This window comes from Micromonospora vinacea (genome assembly GCF_015751785.1).
Taxonomy (GTDB): domain Bacteria; phylum Actinomycetota; class Actinomycetes; order Mycobacteriales; family Micromonosporaceae; genus Micromonospora; species Micromonospora vinacea.
Genome location: NZ_JADOTY010000001.1, coordinates 2071927 through 2094620, shown reverse-complemented (window position 1 = coordinate 2094620; position 22694 = coordinate 2071927). Strand labels below are relative to the sequence as shown.

Annotated in this window: 23 protein-coding genes; 6 read left to right on the top strand and 17 right to left on the bottom strand. The window is 70.6% G+C overall.

The genetic code is table 11. The annotated features are described in order from the left end of the window. Positions 1-40 precede the first annotated feature (40 nt). The gene (locus IW249_RS10095) at positions 41-1609 is read left to right on the top strand and encodes an LPXTG cell wall anchor domain-containing protein (RefSeq protein ID WP_196920496.1); all 1569 of its coding nucleotides are present in this window, start codon (positions 41-43) and stop codon (positions 1607-1609) included. 84 nt (positions 1610-1693) lie between these two features. Here the strand turns inward: IW249_RS10095 and IW249_RS10090 are convergent, their stop codons facing one another. Both IW249_RS10090 and IW249_RS10085 read right to left on the bottom strand, forming a co-directional pair. Further along, positions 1694-2755 (bottom strand): LCP family protein, encoded by a 1062-nt coding sequence (locus tag IW249_RS10090; RefSeq protein WP_196920495.1) that lies wholly within the window; start codon positions 2753-2755, stop codon positions 1694-1696. A gap of 2 nt (positions 2756-2757) precedes the next feature. Beyond that, a complete protein-coding gene (locus tag IW249_RS10085; RefSeq protein WP_196920494.1) occupies positions 2758-3237 on the bottom strand; it encodes a SigE family RNA polymerase sigma factor in 480 nt (159 codons plus the stop codon). 182 nt (positions 3238-3419) lie between these two features. Between IW249_RS10085 and IW249_RS10080 the strand changes: the two genes are divergently transcribed. The 3 genes from IW249_RS10080 (at position 3420) to IW249_RS10070 (ending at position 7785) form a co-directional block, all read left to right on the top strand. Further along, positions 3420-4985, top strand: coding sequence for an LPXTG cell wall anchor domain-containing protein (locus IW249_RS10080; protein WP_196920493.1), 1566 nt, complete (start codon positions 3420-3422; stop codon positions 4983-4985). Positions 4986-5236: 251 nt separating this feature from the next. Further along, positions 5237-6808 carry an LPXTG cell wall anchor domain-containing protein gene (locus IW249_RS10075; RefSeq protein WP_196920492.1) on the top strand — a complete coding sequence of 524 codons (1572 nt, stop codon included), beginning with the start codon at positions 5237-5239 and terminating at the stop codon, positions 6806-6808. Positions 6809-6963: 155 nt separating this feature from the next. After that, complete coding sequence (locus IW249_RS10070) at positions 6964-7785, top strand: DedA family protein (protein WP_196920491.1); 822 nt, start codon at positions 6964-6966, stop codon at positions 7783-7785. Positions 7786-7950: 165 nt separating this feature from the next. Here the strand turns inward: IW249_RS10070 and IW249_RS10065 are convergent, their stop codons facing one another. From IW249_RS10065 to IW249_RS09995, 15 genes are all read right to left on the bottom strand, one after another. Further along, on the bottom strand, positions 7951-8328 hold the full coding sequence (locus IW249_RS10065) for an ArsR/SmtB family transcription factor (RefSeq protein WP_030332125.1): 378 nt from the start codon (positions 8326-8328) through the stop codon (positions 7951-7953). Positions 8329-8385: 57 nt separating this feature from the next. Further along, positions 8386-8925, bottom strand: coding sequence for an orotate phosphoribosyltransferase (gene pyrE, locus IW249_RS10060; RefSeq protein ID WP_196920490.1), 540 nt, complete (start codon positions 8923-8925; stop codon positions 8386-8388). Between the two features lie 168 nt (positions 8926-9093). Continuing rightward, complete coding sequence (locus IW249_RS10055; protein WP_196920489.1) at positions 9094-9903, bottom strand: SDR family NAD(P)-dependent oxidoreductase; 810 nt, start codon at positions 9901-9903, stop codon at positions 9094-9096. Positions 9904-9913: 10 nt separating this feature from the next. After that, positions 9914-10567, bottom strand: coding sequence for a hypothetical protein (locus IW249_RS10050; protein WP_196920488.1), 654 nt, complete (start codon positions 10565-10567; stop codon positions 9914-9916). 72 nt (positions 10568-10639) lie between these two features. Further along, a complete protein-coding gene (locus tag IW249_RS10045; protein WP_196920487.1) occupies positions 10640-11404 on the bottom strand; it encodes a hypothetical protein in 765 nt (254 codons plus the stop codon). Between the two features lie 102 nt (positions 11405-11506). Beyond that, positions 11507-12082 carry a DUF4178 domain-containing protein gene (locus IW249_RS10040; protein ID WP_196920486.1) on the bottom strand — a complete coding sequence of 192 codons (576 nt, stop codon included), beginning with the start codon at positions 12080-12082 and terminating at the stop codon, positions 11507-11509. 82 nt (positions 12083-12164) lie between these two features. Next, positions 12165-13019, bottom strand: a complete 855-nt coding sequence (locus IW249_RS10035) for a hypothetical protein (protein WP_196920485.1) — start codon at positions 13017-13019, stop codon at positions 12165-12167. Positions 13020-13088: 69 nt separating this feature from the next. Next, the gene (locus IW249_RS10030; protein ID WP_196920484.1) at positions 13089-13469 is read right to left on the bottom strand and encodes a hypothetical protein; all 381 of its coding nucleotides are present in this window, start codon (positions 13467-13469) and stop codon (positions 13089-13091) included. Positions 13470-13582: 113 nt separating this feature from the next. Beyond that, positions 13583-15175: a polyamine aminopropyltransferase gene (locus IW249_RS10025; protein ID WP_196920483.1), complete on the bottom strand. Its 1593-nt coding sequence runs from the start codon at positions 15173-15175 to the stop codon at positions 13583-13585. A 52-nt stretch (positions 15176-15227) separates the two neighbouring features. Then, entirely contained in the window at positions 15228-15650 is a 423-nt protein-coding gene (locus IW249_RS10020) for a DUF350 domain-containing protein (RefSeq protein ID WP_196920482.1), read from the bottom strand. Positions 15651-15683: 33 nt separating this feature from the next. Next, the gene (locus tag IW249_RS10015; RefSeq protein ID WP_196920481.1) at positions 15684-16109 is read right to left on the bottom strand and encodes a DUF4247 domain-containing protein; all 426 of its coding nucleotides are present in this window, start codon (positions 16107-16109) and stop codon (positions 15684-15686) included. Next, positions 16106-16618 carry a DUF2617 family protein gene (locus IW249_RS10010; protein ID WP_196920480.1) on the bottom strand — a complete coding sequence of 171 codons (513 nt, stop codon included), beginning with the start codon at positions 16616-16618 and terminating at the stop codon, positions 16106-16108. Before IW249_RS10010 ends, IW249_RS10015 begins: the two co-directional genes overlap by 4 nt. Before the next feature lies 1 nt (position 16619). Continuing rightward, positions 16620-17246, bottom strand: coding sequence for a DUF4178 domain-containing protein (locus IW249_RS10005; RefSeq protein WP_196920479.1), 627 nt, complete (start codon positions 17244-17246; stop codon positions 16620-16622). 175 nt (positions 17247-17421) lie between these two features. Further along, complete coding sequence (clpB, locus tag IW249_RS10000; RefSeq protein ID WP_196920478.1) at positions 17422-20013, bottom strand: ATP-dependent chaperone ClpB; 2592 nt, start codon at positions 20011-20013, stop codon at positions 17422-17424. Between the two features lie 85 nt (positions 20014-20098). Continuing rightward, complete coding sequence (locus tag IW249_RS09995) at positions 20099-20743, bottom strand: TetR/AcrR family transcriptional regulator (RefSeq protein WP_196920477.1); 645 nt, start codon at positions 20741-20743, stop codon at positions 20099-20101. A gap of 85 nt (positions 20744-20828) precedes the next feature. Between IW249_RS09995 and IW249_RS09990 the strand changes: the two genes are divergently transcribed. Then, entirely contained in the window at positions 20829-21965 is a 1137-nt protein-coding gene (locus IW249_RS09990; protein ID WP_196920476.1) for an epoxide hydrolase family protein, read from the top strand. Positions 21966-22191: 226 nt separating this feature from the next. Further along, positions 22192-22692 carry a cation:proton antiporter regulatory subunit gene (locus IW249_RS09985; RefSeq protein ID WP_030332098.1) on the top strand — a complete coding sequence of 167 codons (501 nt, stop codon included), beginning with the start codon at positions 22192-22194 and terminating at the stop codon, positions 22690-22692. Positions 22693-22694 lie beyond the last annotated feature (2 nt).

Here is a 22694-nt window from a genome sequence, read left to right as displayed (position 1 = left end):
GATTGGACGAGCGCCACCTGTACCCCACGGGAGGACCCCCATGCTCACGCACCCGCTCCGCTGGCTGACCGGTCTCGGCGCCGCAGGCGCGCTGGTCGCCGCCTCCGCGACCCCCGCCGTCGCCGCGGCCACGATCGAGCCCTACTTCCAGGACTCCACCCTGGCGGTCGGCGCGACGCCGACCACCCGCGCCCTGTTCCTGTACGCCGACGAGCCGACGGTCCTCACCGACGTCTCGGTGCGATACGACTACCGCTCCCTGGCCAACAAGATCACCGTGGTCCCCGCCGACGGCCAGAAGTGCACCGCCCCGGAGGCGGGCGTCCTCGTCTGCGAGGAGCCCGAGGACGTCGTCCTCCACGAGGTGCCGCCGATCGGCAGCGGGACCTACCGCAACGTGACGAAGCAGGTGCGCCTCGGCCTCACCGAAGACGCGCAGCTCGGTGACTCCGGGGACATCGCCGTCAGCTTCCAGGCGGCCGGCGGGCGGAGCGGTGGCTACATCTCGCAGGTCCGGGTCGGCGAGGGGGTCGATCTGGCCGGCGGCCCGTTCACCACCCTCTCCGCGAAGCCGGGTGGAAAGTTCACTGTGCCGCTGGCCGTGGCCAACTCCGGCGACACGGTCGTCAACGGATTCGTCGCGGTCTTCGATCTCAGCTACTCCATTCGCACCAGGGACCGGTTCAGCAACTGCCGCTACGCCGACGACCACCTGGTCTCCTGCCAGTTCGACGAGGACATCCCGGTGGGCACCGGGCTCGTCGCCACGCTGAACCTCGAACTCGCCAAGGACACGTACGCGCCGACCAACCAGTCCGGCTACGCCCAGTTCATGACCATTGCCGACTTCGAGGACCTGACCCGGGTACGGGCAGCCGTCGGCGCCCGGGCGGCCACCCCTGGCAGCGGTCCGAAGCTGACTCTGACCGAGGCACGCGGCAGGATGCGGAAGGCCGACCAGACCGACGTCGCCCCCGGCAACGACTACACCGGGTGGACCATCAAGGCCACCGGCACGAACGGCACCGACCTCGCGGCGATCGGCGCCACGCTCAAGGGCACTGCCGGCGCCGTCGTCACGGCGACCGTGGGCTTCCGGAACAACGGCCCCGCGACGCTCGACAAGACGAACGGAGACTTCGAGGCCGCCACCCACACCGCCGTGGAGCTGCCGCCGGGCACCACCGCCGTCGAGGTCCCCGACAGCTGCCAGTTGCGGCAGGGCACCCGCACGTACCAGTGCGCCTCGGAGATGCTGCTGGTGGCCGGGCAGAGCTACACCACGAAGTTCCGGCTACGCATCGACAAGATCATCCCCAATGCGCGGGGTGCGGTGCGGGTCAACGCGCCGTGCGAGTGCCCCGCCGGCGGCAGCTTCCAGGACGACATCAAGCCGGCCAACGACAAGGCCACCATCGTGGTCAACGCGGCCCAGAGCGGCGGTGACCAGGGTGACGGTGATGGCGACGGTGGCGGTGGTGGCGGTGCTTCGCTGCCCATCACCGGCGCACCCACCACCATGATCGCCGGCATCGGGGCCCTGCTGCTCGTCACCGGTGCGGGCTGCTACCTGCTCGCCCGACGCCACGGCAGCCGCTTCACCGCCTGACACCCACCTGACCCACCTCGACCCGACCGACGCCCCGCCGACCCATACCGGGCCGGCGGGGCGTCGTCGTGATCTCCTCGTCCGTCAGCGGACCGGATTGACCTGCTCCGGGTGCTGCGCCACCCACTGTGCCAACCGATCCTCGCGCAGCGCGGCGAGGAACGCCGGGCCCTGCTTCGGTTCCAGCGACAACCGCGACGAGCTGTCCACCGGCGGGCCGACCGGGAGGCTGAGCCCCACCGGTTCGACGCTCTTGAGTTCGGGTAGCACCGCCACCAGCCTGGTCATCGGCAGGCCGTCGTCGTCGACAGTCAGACCCGTACCGGCCGCCGACAACAGCGCGGCGAGCCGGACCGGATTGGTCAGCACGTCCTGCGCGACCGCCCGCCGGACCAGCCCAGCCACGTAGCGCTGGGCGTTACGGTCCCGGTCGAACGCGCCGTCGGGCAGGTACCGCCGTTGCCGCAGCAGGTCGACGGAGGCAGCGCCGTCGAGCCGCTGACATCCGGCCGGGAAGGTCCGGCGGGTGTGCCAGGACCGAACCTCCTTCGGCAGGCACACCTCCACCCCGTCGACGGCCTCGGTGATCCGGCGCAGCCCCGCGAAGGTCAGCACCGCGCCAGCGTCGACGCGTACCCCGGTCAGGTCGGCGACCACCCGGCGGGTCAGGTCGTAGCCGGCGTCCAGGTCGGGCCGGGCCTCGGTGGCACCGGTGAAGAACGCGCTGTTGAGCTTGTCGGTCCCCCGTCCGGGGACCGACACCTCCAGGTCACGCGGCAACGAGATGAGGTACGGCCGGCTCCGGTCGGCGGGGATGTGCACCAGCAGGACGGAGTCCGCCAACCGGTACGACGGTTCCTCCCCGAAGCCGTCCACACCGACCAGCAGGACGTTCAGCGCCCCGGACTGCGCGCCAGCCGGTTTACCGAACAACAACGAGCCCTCCACCGGCCGATCGGGGCGCAGTTGCGGCACACCGACTCCGAGCGCGGCGAGCACGGCGAGCACGACGCCAGCGGCCTGGAACCGCTGCCTGCGGCGACGGCGGACGGCGGCGAGCCTGTCGATCGCGACCCGCAGCGGGCCGGTCGACGGGGTCAACGGTTCGTGCCGGGCGAACGCGGCACGCAGGTCATCCTCGATCATGTTCACGCCTCCACGTACTCGGCCCGGAGCGTGGCCAGGGCCCGGGAGATGGACGAACGGACGGTCCCGACGGCGCAGCCGAGAATGTCGGCGATCTCGACGTCGGGCAGGTCCTCGTAGTAGCGCAGCACCAGCGCGGCCCGCTGCCGACGCGGCAGCCGGGACAGCCAGGACCAGATCTGGTCCCGGTCCACGGCGGACTGGGCATGGTCGGTGGGCATCGGCACCGACGCGTCGGGCTCCCCGCGCAACAACACCCTGCGGACCCACGAGCCGCGCCGCCAGTCGACGTACTGGTTGGTGAGCATCCGGCGTACGTAACGCTCGGGCGAGTCCGCGCGGGCGACCCGACGCCAGTTGAGCTGGACCCGGACCATGGTCTCCTGGACCAGGTCCTGAGCCTGGTGCGGTTCGCCGGTCAGCATCACCGCGTACCGCAGTAGCGGGGCCAGCCGCGTGTCCGCGAACTCCTCGTACGTCACTGCACCTCCCGGGGGGCTCCTGCCTCAGATGACGGGAGTGGACGGACGGAACATTGCGGCGAGCCCGATCAACCTTTCGGCTGGTCTTGATCGATGAGCGGCAGCATGGGCGGCGGCCAGCCTTAGTGATTCCTTAAGATCCGCAGGCTCCACCTGATCCCCCAACTGGAGGAACCCCCCTCATGCTCACCCACTCCACCCGGCGTTGGCTCGCCGGTCTGGGCGTAGCAGGCGCGTTCGTCGCCGCCTCCGCCAGCCCGGCCGTAGCCGCCGATGCTCCATTCGAAATCGCCACGCACGATCTGCTTGTCGCACCCGGTCACATGGACTACGGCTGGTTCTACGCCCAGCCCAACGACACGGAGTCCGAGCCGAAGTTCGGCCGTACCTCTGTCGACATCGACCTGTCGGCGGTCGCGGGGTTCGCCACCGTAGAGCCGGCGTGGGGCTGGACGTGCGACACGGCGCCGACCAAGCTGCACTGCGAAGCTGACATCGAGGACGGCGACTCGCCCGGCTTCGATTACCAGGTCTACGGCAAGGAGGACGCGAAGCCGGGGCAGAAGGGCGCTCTCGCGATCAGCATGACCTCCGGCGGCAAGACGGCCAAGGCGACGGCGAACATCACCGTCGCCGAGGGCGTCGACCTGGTGAGCGACCCGACCGTCGAGGCCAGTGGCGCTCCGGGTGGCAACGCGCTTCTGCCGGGCGTGGTGCGCAACGCCGGTGAGACCCCCGTCGAGGGCGCCGTCCTCGTCGTCCAGGCCCAGTACCTGGCCCCCTACGGCGGAGACTTCTCCAACTGCAAGTCGGACGAGTGGGGTTCGGTCGCCTTCTGCGCGTTCGACACGAAGATCGAGCCGGGCAAGTCGTACAAGCTCTCCGAGAATCTGCCGATCAAGGTGACCTCCGAGGCACGCACCGGCGCCGAACTCCCGGTCGCGCTCGACTGGTGGACCACTGACGACTGGGACCTGGCGTTCAAGGACTGGTTCCTGGACGACGTCAAGCCCGGCAAGGGCGAGAAGCTGCGGCTGGTCGAGGCCACCTCTGCGGCCCGGGTGCCGCAGACCGACCTGGACCAGATGAACAACTTCACCATCGGGACCGTCCGGGTTACCGGTGACAACCACGCCGACCTGGCCACCAAGGCCGTCACCGCGAGTGGCAAGAAGGGCGACGTGGTCACCGTCGCGCCGGGCTTCAGCAACCTGGGGCCGGCTGTGCTCGAGTACCTGGGCCAGGGCACGCCGGGCATCCAGCTCGAGGACCTGCCGGTCCGGGTGTCCATCCCGGCCGACACGACTGTGGTCGAGGCCCCCTTCGACTGCGTGCCGTTCACCCCGGAGAAGGAGTGGGACCCGTGGAACGCGGGCTGGGGTGAGCCGGGTGCCAGGGAGTACGCCTGCCAGGTCCTCGAGACCCCGAGTGACAAGGACTTCGAGTCCCTGTACGAGTTCGGGCTCCGGATCGACAAGGTCGTCCCGGACGCCACTGGTGTCTTCACCACCGCGCTGACCGGCGACCCGAACAAGAGCAACGACACCGCGAAGATCGTCATCAACCCGACCTCCACGGATGGCGGTAACGGCGGCGGCGGCGGTGGCGACGACGACGGTGACGGCGGCTCGCTGCCGATCACCGGTCAGTCCACCGGCCTGATCGCCGGCCTCGGCGCGCTGCTGCTCGCCGCGGGCGTCGGCGGCTACCTGGTGGCCAAGCGCCGCCGGACCCGCTTCGTCGCCTGACCCACCCCGCACCACCGGTGCCCCGTCGACCACCACGGTCGGCGGGGCACCGTCGTTCGGAGTTCCACAGCAGGCCGTGCGCTCAGCAGGTGGTGAGGGGCGGGAGCGGGCGGGCCGGACGTTGCGGTGGTGCTTGATCACCCTTTCGGTTCGTCTTGCTCGTCGGGGGAGTCTCGGGGCCACAGCCAGCCTTAGTGATTCCTTAAGATCCGCAGGCTCCACCTGATCCCCCAACTGGAGGAACCCCCCTCATGCTCACCCACTCCACCCGGCGTTGGCTCGCCGGACTGGGCGTAGCAGGCGCGTTCGTCGCCGCCTCCGCCAGCCCGGCCGTCGCCGCCGAGGAAGCGCCCATCGAACTGGGCGCCTACTTCAACGACACCACCCTCGCCGCAGGGTCCGAGGGCAAGATCGACTCACCCCTCCTGTTCGCCTCGGAGCCGGTGGTCGTCCAAGGCCTCACCGTCACGTACGACTACCGGAACCTCGACGGGGTCGTCGACATCACGCCCGACTCGTCGACCTGGGGCTGCGAGACGCCGGAGGCCGGCGTTCTGGCCTGCACCGACCCCTTCGAGATCGACCTCTACGAGTGGGCCTCCGGCGGCCTCTTCAGCGTGGTGATGACGCCGACCGCGAAGGCGGCCGACGGTGCCACCGGCAACCTCAAGGTCACGGTCAGCGCCGAGGGTCTGGCTCCGGCCAGCCACACCGCGAAGGTGCGGGTCGGTGAGGGCGTCGACCTGGCCGCCCCGGGCGAGGAGACCAACATCTCGTCCGCTCCTGGCGGCACGTTCAGCGCACCGCTGACGCTCAGCAACGCCGGCAAGACCGACGCCAAGGGAGCGGTCGCGGTCTTCGACCTGGACCACTCGATCCGCCCCGACAAGCAGTTCAGCAACTGCACCTACGACGATGGTCGCCTGCGGACCTGCGCCTTCTCGGAGGTGACCGCCGCCGGAAAGGCCCGGTCGGCATCGCTGTCCTACACGCTCGGCAAGGACACCTACGCGCCGGGCAATGAGTACGGCGGCTACAACTGGTTGACCGTCGCCGAGTTCGAGGACTTCAACGCGTACCTCCAGGCCGGGGGCTATTCGGTCGGGAAGCCCGGCGACGGTCCGGTCCTGAGCCTTCCGGAGGCTCCGTCCAAGGTGGCGGCGCGCGGCTTCCAGGCTGACACCGACCCGATGAACAACTGGTCCAGCATGACCATCAAGGTCAACGGCAAGAACGGCGCTGATCTGGTGGCGCTCGGCGCCCAGCTCACCGGCGATGCCGGCGACGTGGTCAAGGCCGCCCTCGGAGTCCGCAACGACGGCCCGGCCGCGCTGGACTTCAGTCGGGGTGGCTCGCCGGTCACGAAGATCGACATTGCCGTTCCGCAGGGCACCACCGCGGTCAAGGTCCCCGAGGTCTGCGCACCGCTCGAGGGCGACCAGCAGGACTGGGAGAACGCCGGCAAGCCGGGCGCGAAGCTCTACCGCTGCTACCCGGACGTCTTCATCGGTGTCGGTGAGAAGCAGACGGTCGACATCGACCTCCGGATCGACAAGGTGATCGCCAACGCGGCGGGCACCGTCACCATCAACGCCAAGTGCGAGTGCGAGGGCTTCACCGACGACCTGAAGCCGGCCAACGACGTCGCCAAGATCCTGGTGAACGCGACCGGCGGCAGCGGCGGTGGCGACGGTGACGGCGGTTCGCTGCCGATCACCGGTCAGTCCACCGGCCTGATCGCCGGCCTCGGCGCGCTGCTGCTCGCCGCGGGCGTCGGCGGCTACCTGGTGGCCAAGCGCCGCCGGACCCGCTTCGTCGCCTGACCCACCCCGCACCACCGGTGCCCCGTCGACCACACGGTCGGCGGGGCACCGTCGTTTGACCCCACGACGCCGGGGCGCCGTCGTTGGACCCACGGCGCGGGCGGGTGGTGCGGGCCGGTCCGGCGCGGCCGGGTCCCTGGGCTTCGGTACCCTTTGTGGCCGTGGACACAGCTGAGAAGACCCGCGCTCTCGTGGAGAGCGTCGCCCTGAACCCGCTCGATCCCAAGGATCTGTTGCAGACCTTCGGGCTGATCGGCGTGTGGGTGATCCTCTTCGCCGAGACCGGCCTGCTGGTGGGGTTCTTCTTCCCCGGTGACTCGCTGCTGTTCCTCGCCGGGGTCGCCTCGTCACCGGTCGCGGACGCGATCTTCGGCGACGGCACCCGCCTCTCCCTCGCCGGCCTGCTGATCGGTGGGCCGATCTGCGCGATCGTCGGCGCCCAGCTGGGGCACTGGCTCGGCGCGCGGTACGGCCGGCCGATGTTCGAGCGGCCGAACTCCCGGCTCTTCAAGAAGGAGTACGTGGAGAAGGCCGAGTACTACTTCCAGAAATTCGGCCCGGCGAAGGCCGTCGTGTTGGCGCGATTCATTCCGATCGTCCGGACGTTCCTCAACCCGGTCGCGGGCGCGCTCGGCATGCCGGCCAGGAAGTTCCTGCTCTGGAACATCGTCGGCGCGGTGCTCTGGGTGGACGGCATCCTGCTGATCGGTTACCTGCTGGCCGAGCAGATCTACCAGGCCATCGGCGACAAGATCGACCACTACATCCTGCCGGTGGTGGCCCTGATCATCCTGATCTCGGTACTGCCGATCTTCTTCGAGTTCCTGCGCGACCGGCGGGCTCGTAAGCGCGGCGAGGCGGTCGCGGTGGTCGCGGCGGCCAGTGCCGCCGGCGCGGTGGAGGCGGCCCGCGAGGCGTTCGACCACGACCGGCACCAGCACGGCCACCAGCGCCCGGAGCACGGTCAGGACCGTTGAGGTACGGCGACGGCCGGCCCCCTGGCGAGGGGGTCGGCCGTCGGCATGTCGAACCCGGCCTCCGGTGGTGCGACCGGGGACGAGCAGGTGTCAACCACCGGTGGCGCCACCCCTGGCTCGCCACCGGACGCCGTCCCGGCTCGGGACGGCGTGTAGTGCCTTACGTCAGCGGGCCTTCTTGGTGGCTCGCTTACGCGGCGGGGTCAGCAGGTCGGCGATCGTCGCGATCGCACTCGGGACCAGGCTGTAGTACGCCCAGACACCGCGCTTCTCCCGCTGCAACAAGCCAGCCTCGGTGAGGATACGCAGGTGATGACTGACCGTCGGCTGAGAGAGGCCGAGCGGCGCCGTCAGGTCACAGACGCACGCCTCGCCCTCGGGGGCCGACTGGATCAGGCTGAGCAGCCGCAACCGAGCAGGATCAGCAAGGGCCTTGAGGACCCCGGCAAGACGCTCGGCATCGGCACGTTCGATCGGCTCGCCGTTTAGCGGCGAGATCTGAGGCATAGTCATTTCGGCCAACGCAGTTCCCACGTATTCCATCCTTCCACCAGCAGCATCGATCCGCCTGCATATCAGCAGATCCGAATCGGCAGACTTTTACGCCACAAGGCCGAGGTCAGCCAACGTATAGGCCGCCCGGTACGGCAATCCGGCGGCTCGCACCGCGTCGCCGGCGCCTCGATCAACAATAACCACCACGCCCACGACTTCCGCCCCGGCCTCGCGAAGCGCCTCGACAGCAGTCAAAACACTTCCGCCCGTCGTGGAGGTGTCCTCCACCGCCAACACTCGGCGGCCGGCCACCTCCGGTCCCTCGATCCGCCGCTGAAGACCGTGGGCCTTGCCCGCCTTGCGCACCACAAAGGCGTCCAGGGACCGGCCGGTCGGAGCGGCGGCGTGCAGCATCGAGAGCGCGACGGGATCCGCTCCCAGGGTGAGGCCCCCGACGGCGTCGAACTCCCAGTCCGCGGTGAGGTCGAGCATCACCCGGCCGACCAGAGGAGCGGCCTGGTGATGGAGCGTGACGCGGCGCAGATCCACGTACCAGTCTGCCTCGCGCCCCGACGAGAGCACTACCCGTCCGTGGACCACAGCCAGGTCGGTAATGAATTTACGCAGGTCGTCGTGGTCCCCCATGGCGATAGAGGTTACTGCGCAACTCTGAACGCCGTGTGTGGGGTCCACCCTGACCAGCCCCGGGAGGAACCGATGACTGGCGATGTTCGACTACGCTCAGCGACTGGCCCGACAGCGGCGCGCCAACGTCGTCCGGCTACTCGCTCGGGTCGACGGGCTGGTGGCAGCTCAGCGCTCGTCGCGGCCGATCCGGCCGCGGGTGTCCCGCGCTACCGCCTGGAGCAGCCGTCGCGGCGCGTGCCGCATGCCGGCGACGACCACCTTGTACTTCCACGCCGGGATGCTGACCATCTTGCCTTTCCGCAGGTCACGCAGGGCTTCGTCCACCACATCCTCGGCCCGCAGCCAGAGCCACTCCGGCGTCTTGGACATGTTGATGCCGGCTCGCTGGTGGAATTCGGTACGGGTGTAGCCGGGGCAGAGGGCCATCACTCGAACGCCGAACGGCCGCGCCGACTGGCCGACGGACTCACTGAAGTTGGTGACCCACGCCTTGCTGGCGGAGTACGTCGATCCGGGCATCGCCGTGCCGAAACCCGCGACCGAAGAGACATTTATCACTGCCCCATTTCGCCGTTCAGTCATCGGTCGGAGCGCCGCCAGGGTCAACCGCATGACCGCGTGCACGTTGAGCCGCAACAGTCGTGCCTCGTCCTCTGCCGTGGAGCGCAGGAACGGTTTGTTCAGGCTGATCCCCGCATTGTTGACCAGCAGGTGAACGGGGCTGCCGTCGGCGAGCCGCTGTTCCACGGTGGCGCAGCCGTCGTCGGTGGACAGATCCGCCGGAATCGTCTCCACCTCGCGCCCGTGCGCGGAACCCAGCTCGGTGGCCAACTCGGTCAGCCGCGCCGCGTCGCGGGCGACGAGCACCAGGTGCCAGCCGTCGGCGGCCAGCCGCCGGGTGAACGCCGCGCCGATGCCGGCGGTGGCCCCGGTGATCAGGGCTCGGCGCTCGGCAGTCGTGGGATCGAGCGTCACGGGGCGGTCCTCACCTGGGCGGGTACGGGGGCGCGGGCGGCGCCGACAGGGGCTGGTGCGGGGCGGGCGTGAAGCTGGGCGGTGCGGTTGGCGTCGGGGGGCGACGGGCGAACCAGCTGTTCGCCGCCGGCAGCGCCAGCAGCGTAGCTACTACAAGGTAACCGAGCCCCTGGGCGACGGAAAGCCCGGCGTTGAGCGGGATCCACCAGGACGGGTACGCGTCGCCGATCAGGCCCAGCAACTCGGCGAGGGACTGCTCGCCGGAGCCCAGTTGCAGTGGCGCGGCCCGTTCTCCGACGACCACCGCCACGCTGCAACAGCCGCCGAACAGGCCGAGCCCGCTGACCACCCAGGTCGCCACCCGGACGCCGTTGCGGCCGGCCAGCAGCCCGAGGGCGAGGCCAGCGAGCAGCGGCGCGGAGAGCGCCGCCACCACCGCCGACAGCACGGCGGACGCGCGGAGCAGGGTCACCACGTCGTTGATCTGCTCGGGGCTCGCCGAGGTGTCGCGGGCGGCGGAGCGGAACGCGTCGACCGTCCCACCCAGCACCACAAGGTCGACCACGGCGTACGCGAGCGCGACGACCGCCATCACCAACAGCACTGTCGCGGCCGACACGACGGCTGCGGGCCGGCGGGCCGGCGCCGATTCCGGGTACGACACGACGAATCCCTCCGGTAGGCGTCGGGTTGCAACCTACTCGGAGGGATCGTCGGCGTCGTACTTATCGAGCCGTCAGTTGGTCGGCGGCGGGGTCGATCCGGGCCGGTCCGTGGGCGGCGTGTCGTCCGGCCGGTTCGCGGCCGGTGGCGGCGGGTAGCTCGGCTCCCCACTCGACGGATAACCCGGCTCACCGGATGCCTGCGGGTAGCCCGGCTGACCGGGCGACTGCGGACCCGGGTAGCTGGCGCCCGGGGTCGGCGGCTCCCAGGCCGCGGCCTGCTTGCGGAAGAACGGGTTCGCCTTCGGCAGTGCCAGCAGGACCAGCGCCGTGATCAGCGCGATCAGGCTGAGCACGCCGAGCAGGAGGCTGACCGGGGTGACCCAGGAGGGCAGGGCCTCCTCCAGGCGACGCTGGATCTCCTCGGGGCTCGGCCCGTTGGCGGTATTCCCGCCACCGGTGTTGAAACCGCCGGCCGCGTTGCTGAGCAGGCCACCGCCGACGCAGCAGACCATGATGCCGCCGACGATCCAGGTGGTGATCCGGGCGCCGTTGCGGCCCTGGTTGTTGAAGAGGGCCAGCACGCCCAGCACGACCGCGAGCAGCAACAGGACGATGCTGCCGCCGATGCCGATGACGGCGAAGACGTCGGCCACCTGGTCACCGTCGGTGGCGCTGCCCTCGTACGCCGCACGGAGCGCGTCCCGCGTCTTGCCGAAGGTGCTGAGCGTGATGATCAGACTGATCACCTGGAGCGCCAGGAACAGGAAGAGCAGGTAACTGGAAATCGACACAATGGATGGCCGCTGGCGGGCCGGCGTGCTCTGGGAATCGACCACGATTCTCCTTCCCTAAGATCGCGCCCACACCGTATCGACAACCGGCCAGTTCGGCATGCCGTGACGAGCCCGGCGCGCCCGCCAGGTCCGGCTGAGCGAAACTCAGGCGTTGGGGCGGATCGTCAGGTCGGCGGGGTCGAGCAGCTCACCGCGGGCCACCCTCCAGCCCTCTTCGCCGTACGCCTCGAAGGAGAGCCGCGCGGCGCCACCGGACTGGTAGTCGTGGTAGCGCATCGTCCCGGTCGACGGCAGCTCGGTCTCACCGATGGCTGTGTAACGCGCCTGCCCGGTCTCGGCCCAGGTGTAGCGCCGCCCGCCGAGTTCGATGGTCGGGGCGCCCGGGGTGACGGTGGCGCCCGGTTCGGCGGTCCAGAGCACCAGCTCGAGTTCGGGGCCGTCCTCCACGGAGAGCCGGTGACGGGTGCCGGAGTCGTCGTCGAGGAGGTGCTGCACCCAGCTCCAGTCGCCCTCGACCAGGCGGATGGTGGCGCTCACCGCGTACTCCCGCTCGCGAATGCGCACGCGGTCGCCCGGGGTCAGGCGGAGCGGGCCGCCGCGCGGCGACTCCGCCGGCTGGCCGGCGGCCCGACTCGTCGCCCGCCGGCGGGCCCGCACGACGATCACGGCCACCGCGAGTGCGGCACCAGCCGCCACCAGGCTCGTCACCAGCGCGTCCACCCGACCACCTCCCCAGGTACGTCGGCGCAGACGGTAACAACCCTCGGCACCAGGAAGGCGCGCGCTGTGGCCGACAGCTCAGCTAGCGACTGTGGTCGGGTGCGTCCTCCGGAGGCGCCGCCGGCGGTCCGGTCGGCCCTGGTGAGGTGCCCGACGCGCCCGGTGTCAGGTGCGCGGCCGGGTCGGGGCAGATCAGGTAGCCGGGTGGGAGCGGCTGGTTCGGCGGCAGGAAGCCCGGCACGAGTGGAGCTGTCGGGTATCCGTAACCGGTCGGGGCGTAGGTGGGAACGGGCATCACCCAGGCCGGGCCGGGCAGGGCCTCGTTCGCTGTACGCGGCACGAACCAGCGGTTCGCCGGCGGCAGCGCCAGCAGCAGGACCATTGTTGCGGAGAGGGCCAGGACGGTGAGCACACCCAGCGCCGCCACGGGGAAGAACAGGTCGTCCCAGGGATCGGTGCCGGCGTAGAGCGTGTCGAGGAACGTCGAGGTCTCCCACTCTTCGTCCCAATCCGGTGGCGGCTCCGCCGCGATCTCCGGCATGGCCAGCAGCGGCACGAGAAACCCTCCGGAACAGCACTGCGCGACGCAGACCAGCAGCTGTGCGCCACTGGCCACGAAGACCAGGATCCGCGCGACGTTGCCGCCCCGCCGGACCGGGGCAGCGGTGACCGCCAGCCAGACTGCGAGCAGCACCGCCGGTACGCCGAAGATCACCGCCATCGCGACGTTGCCCTGCCGCTCGCCTGTCACCTCGTCCGGGTCGGCGTCCGGCACCAGTCGAACCGCGCGGTCGATCTGGCCGTCGAAGTGCACCGCCTGGGCCACCGTCAGCGCGGCCAGGCCGAGCAGCACCAGCACCACTGCCAGTTGCAGCCAGAAGGCGATGGTCACGGTGGCCGGGCGGGGCGGACGCGGCGCGGTGGCGGGCGGGCTCATGGCTCGCAACGTACGGCGCGGCGTCGGCGACCGGCAGAACCAATCGGGCAGCACCGACCGGCGAATGGATCATGCTGCGGCGAGCCGCCGGCTGGCGTACGTGCCAAGGGTTTCCCGGTCCATCACGCAGCCGACGAAGGTGGTGAACTCGCTGGGATCGTCCCGCAGCGACGTCCAGGCCGCCCGGGCCGCCTCCGGGTCGACGCGCTCCAGCAGCGTGGCCGCGTACGCCCGGCCGGCGGGCGTGCCGTCGGCCAGCACCCGGTCGAGTTGGCGGCGTACCTCCTCGGGGTGGTCGTCGAGAGCGGCCGAGACCCGCTCGTACGCCTCCGTCACCGGCAACAGCGTGCCCGCGATCCCCACCCCACCAAAGGCGAGCGTGTCAGCTGCCACCAACTCGTCGACGGCGGCGCCCAATTCGCGCTCCCAAGCCTTGCGCATCCCAAACATGCCTCCACCCTTTCCCCGTCCGCCCCCACTCCACCCCGTTAATCAAGAGGTTTGCGCCATGAGCGGACACTCTCCTGACACAACCGCCTCGTTCAGGCGCCAGATGGTGGGGGTCAGTAGCCGCGCCACTCTGTGCGGGCGTAGTCGAGGACCCTCGGTTGGAGGATGGTGCTGGGGGGCATGTTCAGGCGGGCGCGGTCGGCGGGAAAGGCCGCCGCCGCCCGCAGCACGCCCGGGTCGAGGAAACGCAGCCGGGGGGCGTCGGCCGGCAGTTCCAGCACCGGCGGGACGGTTCCCGCCGTGGCGAGCAGGAAACCCCAGTCGCCGAAGGACGGCACGTCGACGTGGTACGGCACTGTGGCGAAGCCGGCTTCCCGCACCGACGCATCGATCGACCAGTATGAGCGGGGCGCGAAGTACGGCGAGCCGGACTGCACCACCAGCCGTCCCTGCTCGGCGAGCACCGACCTGATCAGCGCGTAGAACTCGACTGTGTAGAGCTTGGCGGTGGCCGTCTCGTCCGGGTCGGGCAGGTCGGCGACCACCACGTCGAAGCGCTCGGCGGCGGTACGCAGCCAGCCGAACGCGTCAGTGTTCAGCACCCGTACGCGGGGGTCGTCGAGCGAGCCGCCGTTGAGCGCCCGCAGCTGCGGCACGCTGCTGGCCAGCGCCACCACCGCCGGGTCGAGGTCGACCACTGTCACCCGGCGAACGTCCGGGTACCGCAGGATCTCCCGGACGGCGAGGCCGTCGCCGGCACCGAGAACCAGTACGTCGCCGCGCGGGCCGCGCATCGCCGGATGCACCAGCGCCTCGTGGTAGCGGTACTCGTCGACCGAGCTGAACTGGAGATCACCGTTGAGGAACAACCGCAGGTCGGTGTCGGCGTGGCCGACCTCCCGCACCGACCGGGTCAGCACGATCTCCTGGTAACGGGAGCGTTCGGCGTACACCACTGGGTCCCGGTAGAGCTGCTGCCGGGCGGTCACCTCGAAGTCGGCGGCGGTCACCCAGGCGTACCCCAGGCAGAGCGCGACCACGACGGAGCCGGCGCCGAGGACGAGCCGGGCCCGGCGGCTCAGCTCTCTCCGGAACACCGTGCAGACCAGGGCGAGACCGGCCACCGCGTTCACGGCGCCGACCACCAGGGCACCCTTGAGCTGGCCGAAGACGGGGATCAACAGGAACGGGAAGGCGAGCCCGCCGAGCAGTGCGCCGACGTAGTCGGCGGCGAACAGGTCGGCCACCGCACTGCCGGCGGACTGCTCGCGGATGCGCTGCAGCATCACCATCAGCAGCGGAATCTCCGCGCCGATCAGCAGGCCCAGCACGAAGGCGGTGCCGACCAGCGCCGGGCCGTACAGGTCGAGCCAGGCGAAGGCGGCGTAGAGGCCGAGTACGGACAGACCACCGAGCAGGGCCAGGGTCAGTTCGATCACCGCGAACGCAGCGGCGGCCCGGGGCTGCAACGGTTTCGCGACCAGCGCGCCGACCCCCATCGCGAAGACCATCACGCCGAGCACGATCGACGCCTGCCCGACGGTGTCGCCGATCAGGTAGCTGCCGAGCGCGACGAGGGCCAGCTCGTAGACCAGCCCGCAGGCGGCGCAGACGAAGACCGCCACCAACACCGCCGCGCGGGCCAGCCGCCAGTGCGGCCGGGCCTCGGTGCCGCCGTCGACCACCAGCGGCGCCGCGGTGCTCATGGCTGCCCCGGGTACGGCCGGCCGGCAACACCCGGTCGCGGTCCCCCGGTCATCAGAGGATCGCGGCGGCGATGATCGCGCCGGTGGACAGGTGCACCACGGCCGACACCCACACGGCGGGGTGCGGCTCCGGGTCGACCAGCAGCTCGCCGAGCCGACCCGGGGTCACCGCGTCGAGCAGCAGGAACGCGGCGGCCATGATGACCAGGCCGACGATCCCGTACGCCGCCGCGCCGACCAGCCCCAGGGCGAGGTCGTCGTCGCTGGCGACGATCGCCGCGACCACGATCGTGCCGACGCCGAGCAGGTTGGACGCGAGCAGCAGCGCCGCGTTGCGGTTGCGCTCGGTCCAGATCAGTTCGTGGAGCTTGCCAGGAGTGGTCAGGTCGACCAGCCCGTAGCCGATGCCCATGAGGACGACGCCGACCGCGCCGAAGGCGAGGGTGGCCAGCAGATCGGTGACGAGGTTCTGCACGGAGGGCTCCAGGTGAAGGGGTCGGGCGTCGGGCTACTTGCCGGTGCCGGGGCCGCCGCCCCGAACGCTGCTGCCGCGTCCCCAGCCCCAGTACGACCCGACGGTCGAGTGGTAGCGGGGGTGAGCGGTGTCCATGTCTTCGAGCAGGATCACCGAGCCGGCGGCGATCGGCAGGATCACCACCGAGTCGTCGTCGTAGCGCAGGTAGACCCCGCTGCCGTCGGCGTACCGGTCGGACGGCTTCCACGCGTCGGTCAGTTCCTTGGCGACACTGGTCGGTGACTTGGACGAGGTGTACGCGGTCGCTTGCCGGCCGATGTCCCGGCTGGCCGCTCGCGAGTACCTGTCCTGCACGTAGCCGCGCGGGGAGAAGGTGCCGTTGACGAGCGCGAAGGCCGCCACCAGCACGCCGACCACGGCCGCCGCCGCGCCCACCACGAACCAGCGTCGGTACGTCATCGCAGTGCCACCACCGTCTCGGTCAGGACCAGCTCATTGGTCTGGGGGTACGCGTGCCAGGTACGCCAGCCGACCGACAGGTGCGGCAGGTCGGTGCGCACGGCCAGCGCGGTGACCGCGTCCGGGTCACCGGGAAAGACTCCGACCAGGGCGTAGGGGTCGTCGGCCAGGTCGGCGCGGAGCCCGGCGATCCGGGTGTGCAACTCACCGTCGGCGGGGCGCAGCACATTGGCGGTGAAGCGGTAGCCGCCCGCCTCGTCGTGCAGGGCGCCGGGCAGGTGCGGCGGCCGACCAGGCAGGCAGGCGACCGTCTCGGTGAGTCCGGCCGCACCGCCGGGTTCGGCCAGCACGACCTGGTGGGACGCCCCGAGCAGGCGCAGCCGTAGCCGGACGTCCCCGGGCAGCGTGAGATCGCGGACGTGCAGCGCGGGCCGCTCCGGGCCACCGAGCGCCAGGCTCAGGTCGGCGGCGCAGGTGTCGACGTATGGGGTGTGGAGGCTCACCAACACGTCAGCTGGCCTCCGGCCCGGCCTGCGGGTACACCATCACGTCGGCACGGTGCAACTGCTCGCCCCGGGCGACCTCCCAGCCGGCCTGGCCGTACGCCTCGAAGGAAAGCCGTTCGCCACCCTGGGCCCGGTAGTCGTGGTATCGAAGGGTGCCACTGGGGTCGAGGCCGGTGCTGCCGGTGGCCGTGAAGCGTGCCTGACCGGACTCCTCCAAGGCGTAGTGGCGGCCGGCGAAGTCGACGGTGGACGCACCGGGGGTGATCGTGGCGGCCGGCTCGGCGGTCCAGAGCACCAGCTCCAGGTCCGGGTCCTCCTCCACCGAGAGCCAGCGCTTGTCGCCCTCGACGGTGTCCAACAGGTGCTCGGCCCAGCTCCAGCCGCCCTCGTTCAGGTGCACCGAGCCCCGGACCGCGTACGACACCCGGCGGATCTCGACGATGTCGCCGGGCTTGAGCGTGCGCGGGTCGCCGCGGAGCGCGTCGCTGTCGGTGTCCCGGAACGGGTCCGCGGGTGGCGCCGGCCGGGCGGCCTTGCGGCCCTTGCGCAGCGCCACCACCGCCACCACGACCCCGGCGACTCCGATCAGACACCCCAGCGTCGTCACCAGGTACGCCACGGGACCGTTCATGCCGACCACCTCCCCAAGTGCGTCGGCGGGAACGGTAACAACCCCGCGCACCTGGGGAAATTCATCATTGTCTGGTGATACGGCAGCTACGGAGCGTCCCGGTGGGCCGCCGTTGGGGGGAGAACGCGTCGGGCCGACCCCGCCTGCGAGGCGGGATCGGCCCGGGTGCGACGGATCAGGCGGCGGTGACGGCCAACCCTTCCTTCGCGTCGGCCAGGTCGACAGTGACGGTGTCACCGTCTCGGATCGTCCCGGAGAGCAGTGCCCTGGCCAGTTGGTCTCCGATTGCGGTCTGGACCAGGCGACGGAGCGGGCGGGCGCCGTAGATCGGGTCGTAGCCGTGCTCGGCCAGCCATTGCCGGGCGGACTCGGTGATGTCCAGTGCCAGTCGGCGGTCCGCAAGACGGTTTCGCATCCGGTTCAGCTGGATGTCGACGATGGAGCGCAGGTCGTCCCCGCGTAGTGAGGCGAAGACCACGATGTCGTCCAGCCGGTTGAGGAACTCCGGCTTGAAGTGCGACCGGACCACCGCCAGCACACCCTCCCGGCGCTGCTCGTCGGCGAGCGTCAGGTCGCTGATCACCGACGACCCGAGGTTGGACGTGAGGATCAGGATGGCGTTCCGGAAGTCCACGGTGCGGCCCTGGCCGTCGGTGAGCCGGCCGTCGTCGAGCACCTGGAGCAGCACGTCGAAGACGTCCGGGTGGGCCTTCTCCACCTCGTCCAAGAGCACCACCGAGTACGGCCGGCGGCGCACCGCCTCGGTGAGCTGACCGCCCTCGTTGTAGCCGACGTAGCCGGGCGGCGCACCGACCAGCCGGGCGACCGAGTGCTTCTCGCCGTACTCGCTCATGTCGATGCGGACCATGGCCCGCTCGTCGTCGAAGAGGAACTCGGCGAGGGCCTTGGCCAGCTCGGTCTTGCCGACGCCGGTGGGGCCGAGGAAGAGGAAGCTGCCCGTCGGGCGATCCGGGTCGGCGATGCCGGCCCGGGCACGGCGTACCGCGTCGGAGACGGCGCCGACCGCTTCGGCCTGGCCGACCACCCGGCCGCCCAGCGACTCCTCCATCCGCAGCAGCTTGGCCGTCTCACCCTCCAGCAGACGGCCGGCGGGAATGCCGGTCCAGGAGGCGACCACCGCGGCGATGTCGTCCGCGCCGACCTCCTCCTTGAGCATCGCGCCGTCGGCCTGGAGCTGGGCCAGCTCCTCCTCGGCCTGCTTCAGCTCGACCTTCAGGGCGGGGATCCGGCCGTAGCGCAGCTCGGCGGCGCGTTCCAGCTCGCCGTCCCGCTCGGCCCGCTCGGCCTCACCGCCGAGGCGTTCCAGCTCCTCCTTGGCGGTCGAGAGCTTGGTGATGTGGCTCTTCTCCGTCTGCCAGCGCTCGGAGAGCACTGTGAGCTGCTCGCGCTTGTCGGCCAGCTCCTTGCGGAGCCGCTCCAACCGCTCGGCCGAGGCGGCGTCCGGCTCCTTGGCCAGCGCCATCTCCTCGATCTCCAACCGGCGGACCGCCCGCTCGATCTCGTCCACCTCGACCGGACGGGAGTCGATCTCCATCCGGAGCCGGGACGCCGACTCGTCGACCAGGTCGATCGCCTTGTCCGGCAGGAACCGGTCGGTGATGTAGCGGTCGGACAGCGTCGCGGCGGCGACCAGCGCGGCGTCGGTGATCCGTACGCCGTGGTGCACCTCGTAGCGCTCCTTGAGCCCGCGCAGGATGCCGATGGTGTCCTCGATGGTCGGCTCACCGACCAGCACCGGCTGGAAACGACGCTCCAGCGCCGGGTCCTTCTCGATGTGCTCGCGGTACTCGTCCAGCGTGGTGGCGCCCACCATCCGCAGTTCACCACGGGCCAGCATCGGCTTGAGCATGTTGCCGGCGTCCATCGAGCCTTCGCCCTTGCCGGCGCCGACGACCGTGTGCAGCTCGTCGAGGAACGTGATGACCTGCCCGTTGGAGTTCTTGATCTCCTCAAGGACGGACTTCAGCCGCTCCTCGAACTGGCCTCGGTACTGCGCGCCGGCAACCATCGCGCCGAGGTCCAGCGAGATCAGCTTCTTGTCCCGCAGCGACTCGGGTACGTCGCCGGTGACGATCCGCTGGGCCAGGCCCTCGACGATCGCGGTCTTGCCGACGCCGGGCTCGCCGATCAGTACCGGGTTGTTCTTGGTACGCCGGGAGAGCACCTGGATGACCCGACGGATCTCGGAGTCCCGGCCGATGACCGGGTCGATCTTGCCGTCCCGGGCGCTGGCGGTCAGGTCCACGCCGTACTTGGTGAGGGCCTGGTAGGTCTGCTCCGGGTCGGCGGTGGTGACTCGGCGGTCCCCACCGCGAACGGTCGGGAAGGCGGCGACCAGGGCTTCCTCGGTGGCACCGGCGGTCTTCAGCGCGCCGGACACCGCGCCGCCCACCCGGGCCAGGCCGGCGAGCAGGTGCTCGGTGGAGGTGTATTCGTCGCCCAACGGCCGGGCGATCTGCTCGGCGGCGCCGATGGCGTTGACGAACTCCCGAGCCAACGTCGGCTCGGCGATGCTGGAACCACGTGCGGCCGGCAGGTTGTCGACAGCACGCTGGGTGGCCTGGCGCAGCTCGGTCGGGTCGGCCCCGACGGCGCGCAGCAGACCGGTGGCGGTCGAGCCGTCGGTGTCCAGGAGTGACAGGAGCAGGTGCCAGGGCTCCACGGTGGCGTGACCACGCTGGTTGGCCAGCGCAACAGCGCCCGTGATGGTTTCGCGGCTCTTGGTGGTGAGTCTTTCGGTGTTCATGGGCTCCCCCGGATCGGCGTTGTCCACTGGGTTGGACACAACCAGAGTTGAGCGTATTCCGCTCAACCTTAGCGCGTGACGCCCATCACTCCCGGCGCCGCCACCGCCAGTCGAACTCACCGGCCGCCGGGGGCGGGCCGGGCAGCGGGTCCGTGCCCGGCACCGACGACAGGCCGGCCAGCAGGACCGCGAGCTGCCTGCGGCGCAGTTGGCGGGTCCGCTCCGGATCGGGTACGCGAACCGCGGCGCACGCCTCCAACAACAACCCCAGATCGTGGACGACCGCGTCGGGGCGCAGCCGACCGCTGGCGTGGGCTCGGTCGACCAGAGCTGAGGCCAACTCTCCAGCGCGCACCGCGTCCCGACCCATCTCCTCGGTCGGGGTGAAGGTGCCGGCCAGGTGGACGGTGAGCGAGTGCACGTCGGCGTCGACCACCCGGCTCAAGAAGCCGGTGAATGCGGCCCAGTCGTCCGGCTCGGCGAGGGCGGCCTCGGCCTCCGCCACGTACCGGCGCAGCCCGTCGTGGCAGAGCTGACGCAGCAGGTCCTCCTTGCCCGCGTACCGCCGGTAGAGCGCGCTGATTCCGACGCCGGCGCGCTCGGCGACGGCGGCGATCGGGGCCTTCGGGTCGTCGAGGAAGACGGCGCGGGCGGCTTCGAGGATCACCTCGTCGTTGCGGGCGGCCTGGGCGCGGCGACCGCCCAGCGTCTTGCCGGAAGTCGTTGACATGCCCTCAGCCTAGCAGTGGAACGGATCGTTCCGCTCTGCTATGGTGATTGCAGAACGAAACATTCCGTTCCGAAGGAGTCCCGCCATGAGCGACACCGCGATCCGTCCGTTCCGCGTCGAGATCCCGCAGACCGCCCTCGACGACCTGGCCGACCGGCTCGGCCGCACCGTCTGGCCCGCCGACCTGCCCGGCGCCGGCGACTCGTACGGGATGAGCACAGACCGGGTGCGCGCCCTCGTCGACCATTGGCGGGGCGAGTTCGACTGGCGTGCCGTCGAGGCCCGCCTGAACGCTCACCCCCAGTTCGTCACCGAGATCGACGGCGAGCGGATCCACTTCCTGCACGTCCGGTCCTCCCGGCCGGACGCCACAGCGCTGGTGCTCACCCACGGCTGGCCCGGCTCGGTGCTGGAGTACCTCGACGTGATCGCCCCGCTCACCGAGCCGACCGACCCGGACGCGCCGGCCTTCCACCTGGTCATCCCGTCGCTGCCCGGCTACGGCTTCTCCGGCCCGACCCGCAACGCCGGCTGGAACCGGTTCCGCACCGCTCGCGCCTGGGCCGAGCTGATGAACCGCCTGGGGTACGACAGCTACGGCGCTGTCGGCAACGACGCCGGCTCGATGATTGCGCCGGAGCTGGGCCGGATCGCTCCGGAGCGGGTGCTCGGCGTACACGTCACCCAGCTCTTCTCGTTCCCCTCGGGCGACCCGGCCGAGTTCGCCGGGCTCTCCGAGGCCGACCAGGCGGCGCTCGGGCACCTCCAGTGGTTCTACGAGAACAAGTTCTCCTTCAACCAGGTGCACAGCCAGCAGCCGCAGACCCTGGCGTTCGCACTGGCCGACTCGCCGGTGGGGCTGCTCGCCTGGAACGCCCAACTCTTCGACGAGGGCCTGGACGCCGACTTCGTCCTGGCCAACGTGGCGCTCTACTGGTTCACCGGCACGGCCGCCTCGGCGATCCGGCTCTACTGGGAGGACGCGCACGCCGGCGAGCCGCCAACCGCGCCGACCACCGCTCCGACCGCGCTGGCCATGTTCCCCGGCGACTTCCAGTCCATCCGCCGCTTCGCCGAACGGGACCACGCGAACATCGTCCGGTGGACGGCGTACGAGGCCGACGTCGAGGGCCGGGGCGACGTCGGCGGCCACTACGCGGCCCACCAGGCCACCGACGTTCTGGTCACCGACATCCGCGAGTTCTTCGCCAGCCTCCGCTGACCTCGGCGTTCCGGTGCGATTGATCCGGGCCCGCTCCGCTCGACCGGGGCGGGCCCCAACCGCTTGATCCACTCGACTTTCAGAAAGTCGGGGTGTCCCGCCACGCCGGATACCCCGACTTCACTGAATCCGAGTGGATCAAGGCGCTGAGGTGCGTCGGGGTCGGTCCGAAGGGCCCTGCCTGTCCAAGATCTGCGCTTTGTTTACGAAGCGGTAGCCTTGCAGAGTGCGAGTACGTGTCGAGCAGACCGCCTTACCCGGGATCGGGGTACGTCACGATCTGGTGACGGAGTCCGGACGCCGCCTGGGCGTCGTGTCCCACCGCAACGGCCGCCGTGATCTCGTTCTCTACGATCCCGACGACCCCGACGCCTGCCAGTCGGACATTCCGCTGACCGACGACGAGGCCGAGGCCCTGGCCGACATCCTCGGCGCGTCGCTGATGCTCGGTCAACTCTCCGGGCTCCGCGAGCAGGCCGCCGGTCTGCTCACCGAGCAGATCGCCATCACGGCCGGTTCGCCGTACGTGAATCGCAAGCTCGGCGACACCAAGGCGCGTACCCGCACCAGCGCCTCCATCGTGGCAGTGCTGCGCGAAGGCGAAGTGATCGTTTCGCCACTCCCCTCCTTCCGCTTCGCGGCCGGCGACGTGGTGGTCGTTGTCGGGACCCGTAGAGGTCTCGACGGCGTGTCCGCCATCCTCGCCGACAGTGACCCGGACGGCTGAGG

Bases quoted from the DNA above. Each gene is read 5' to 3' on its own strand.
- IW249_RS10005 (WP_196920479.1), bottom strand. From the start codon at position 17,246: ATGAACGGTCCCGTGGCGTACCTGGTGACGACGCTGGGGTGTCTGATC.
- IW249_RS10035 (WP_196920485.1), bottom strand. From the start codon at position 13,019: ATGAGCCCGCCCGCCACCGCGCCGCGTCCGCCCCGCCCGGCCACCGTG.
- clpB (WP_196920478.1), bottom strand. From the start codon at position 20,013: ATGAACACCGAAAGACTCACCACCAAGAGCCGCGAAACCATCACGGGC.
- IW249_RS10075 (WP_196920492.1), top strand. From the start codon at position 5,237: ATGCTCACCCACTCCACCCGGCGTTGGCTCGCCGGACTGGGCGTAGCA.
- IW249_RS10015 (WP_196920481.1), bottom strand. From the start codon at position 16,109: ATGACGTACCGACGCTGGTTCGTGGTGGGCGCGGCGGCGGCCGTGGTC.
- pyrE (WP_196920490.1), bottom strand. From the start codon at position 8,925: ATGGGGGACCACGACGACCTGCGTAAATTCATTACCGACCTGGCTGTG.
- IW249_RS10090 (WP_196920495.1), bottom strand. From the start codon at position 2,755: ATGATCGAGGATGACCTGCGTGCCGCGTTCGCCCGGCACGAACCGTTG.
- IW249_RS09990 (WP_196920476.1), top strand. From the start codon at position 20,829: ATGAGCGACACCGCGATCCGTCCGTTCCGCGTCGAGATCCCGCAGACC.
- IW249_RS10095 (WP_196920496.1), top strand. From the start codon at position 41: ATGCTCACGCACCCGCTCCGCTGGCTGACCGGTCTCGGCGCCGCAGGC.
- IW249_RS10065 (WP_030332125.1), bottom strand. From the start codon at position 8,328: ATGGAATACGTGGGAACTGCGTTGGCCGAAATGACTATGCCTCAGATC.
- IW249_RS10030 (WP_196920484.1), bottom strand. From the start codon at position 13,469: ATGTTTGGGATGCGCAAGGCTTGGGAGCGCGAATTGGGCGCCGCCGTC.
- IW249_RS10025 (WP_196920483.1), bottom strand. From the start codon at position 15,175: ATGAGCACCGCGGCGCCGCTGGTGGTCGACGGCGGCACCGAGGCCCGG.
- IW249_RS10080 (WP_196920493.1), top strand. From the start codon at position 3,420: ATGCTCACCCACTCCACCCGGCGTTGGCTCGCCGGTCTGGGCGTAGCA.
- IW249_RS09995 (WP_196920477.1), bottom strand. From the start codon at position 20,743: ATGTCAACGACTTCCGGCAAGACGCTGGGCGGTCGCCGCGCCCAGGCC.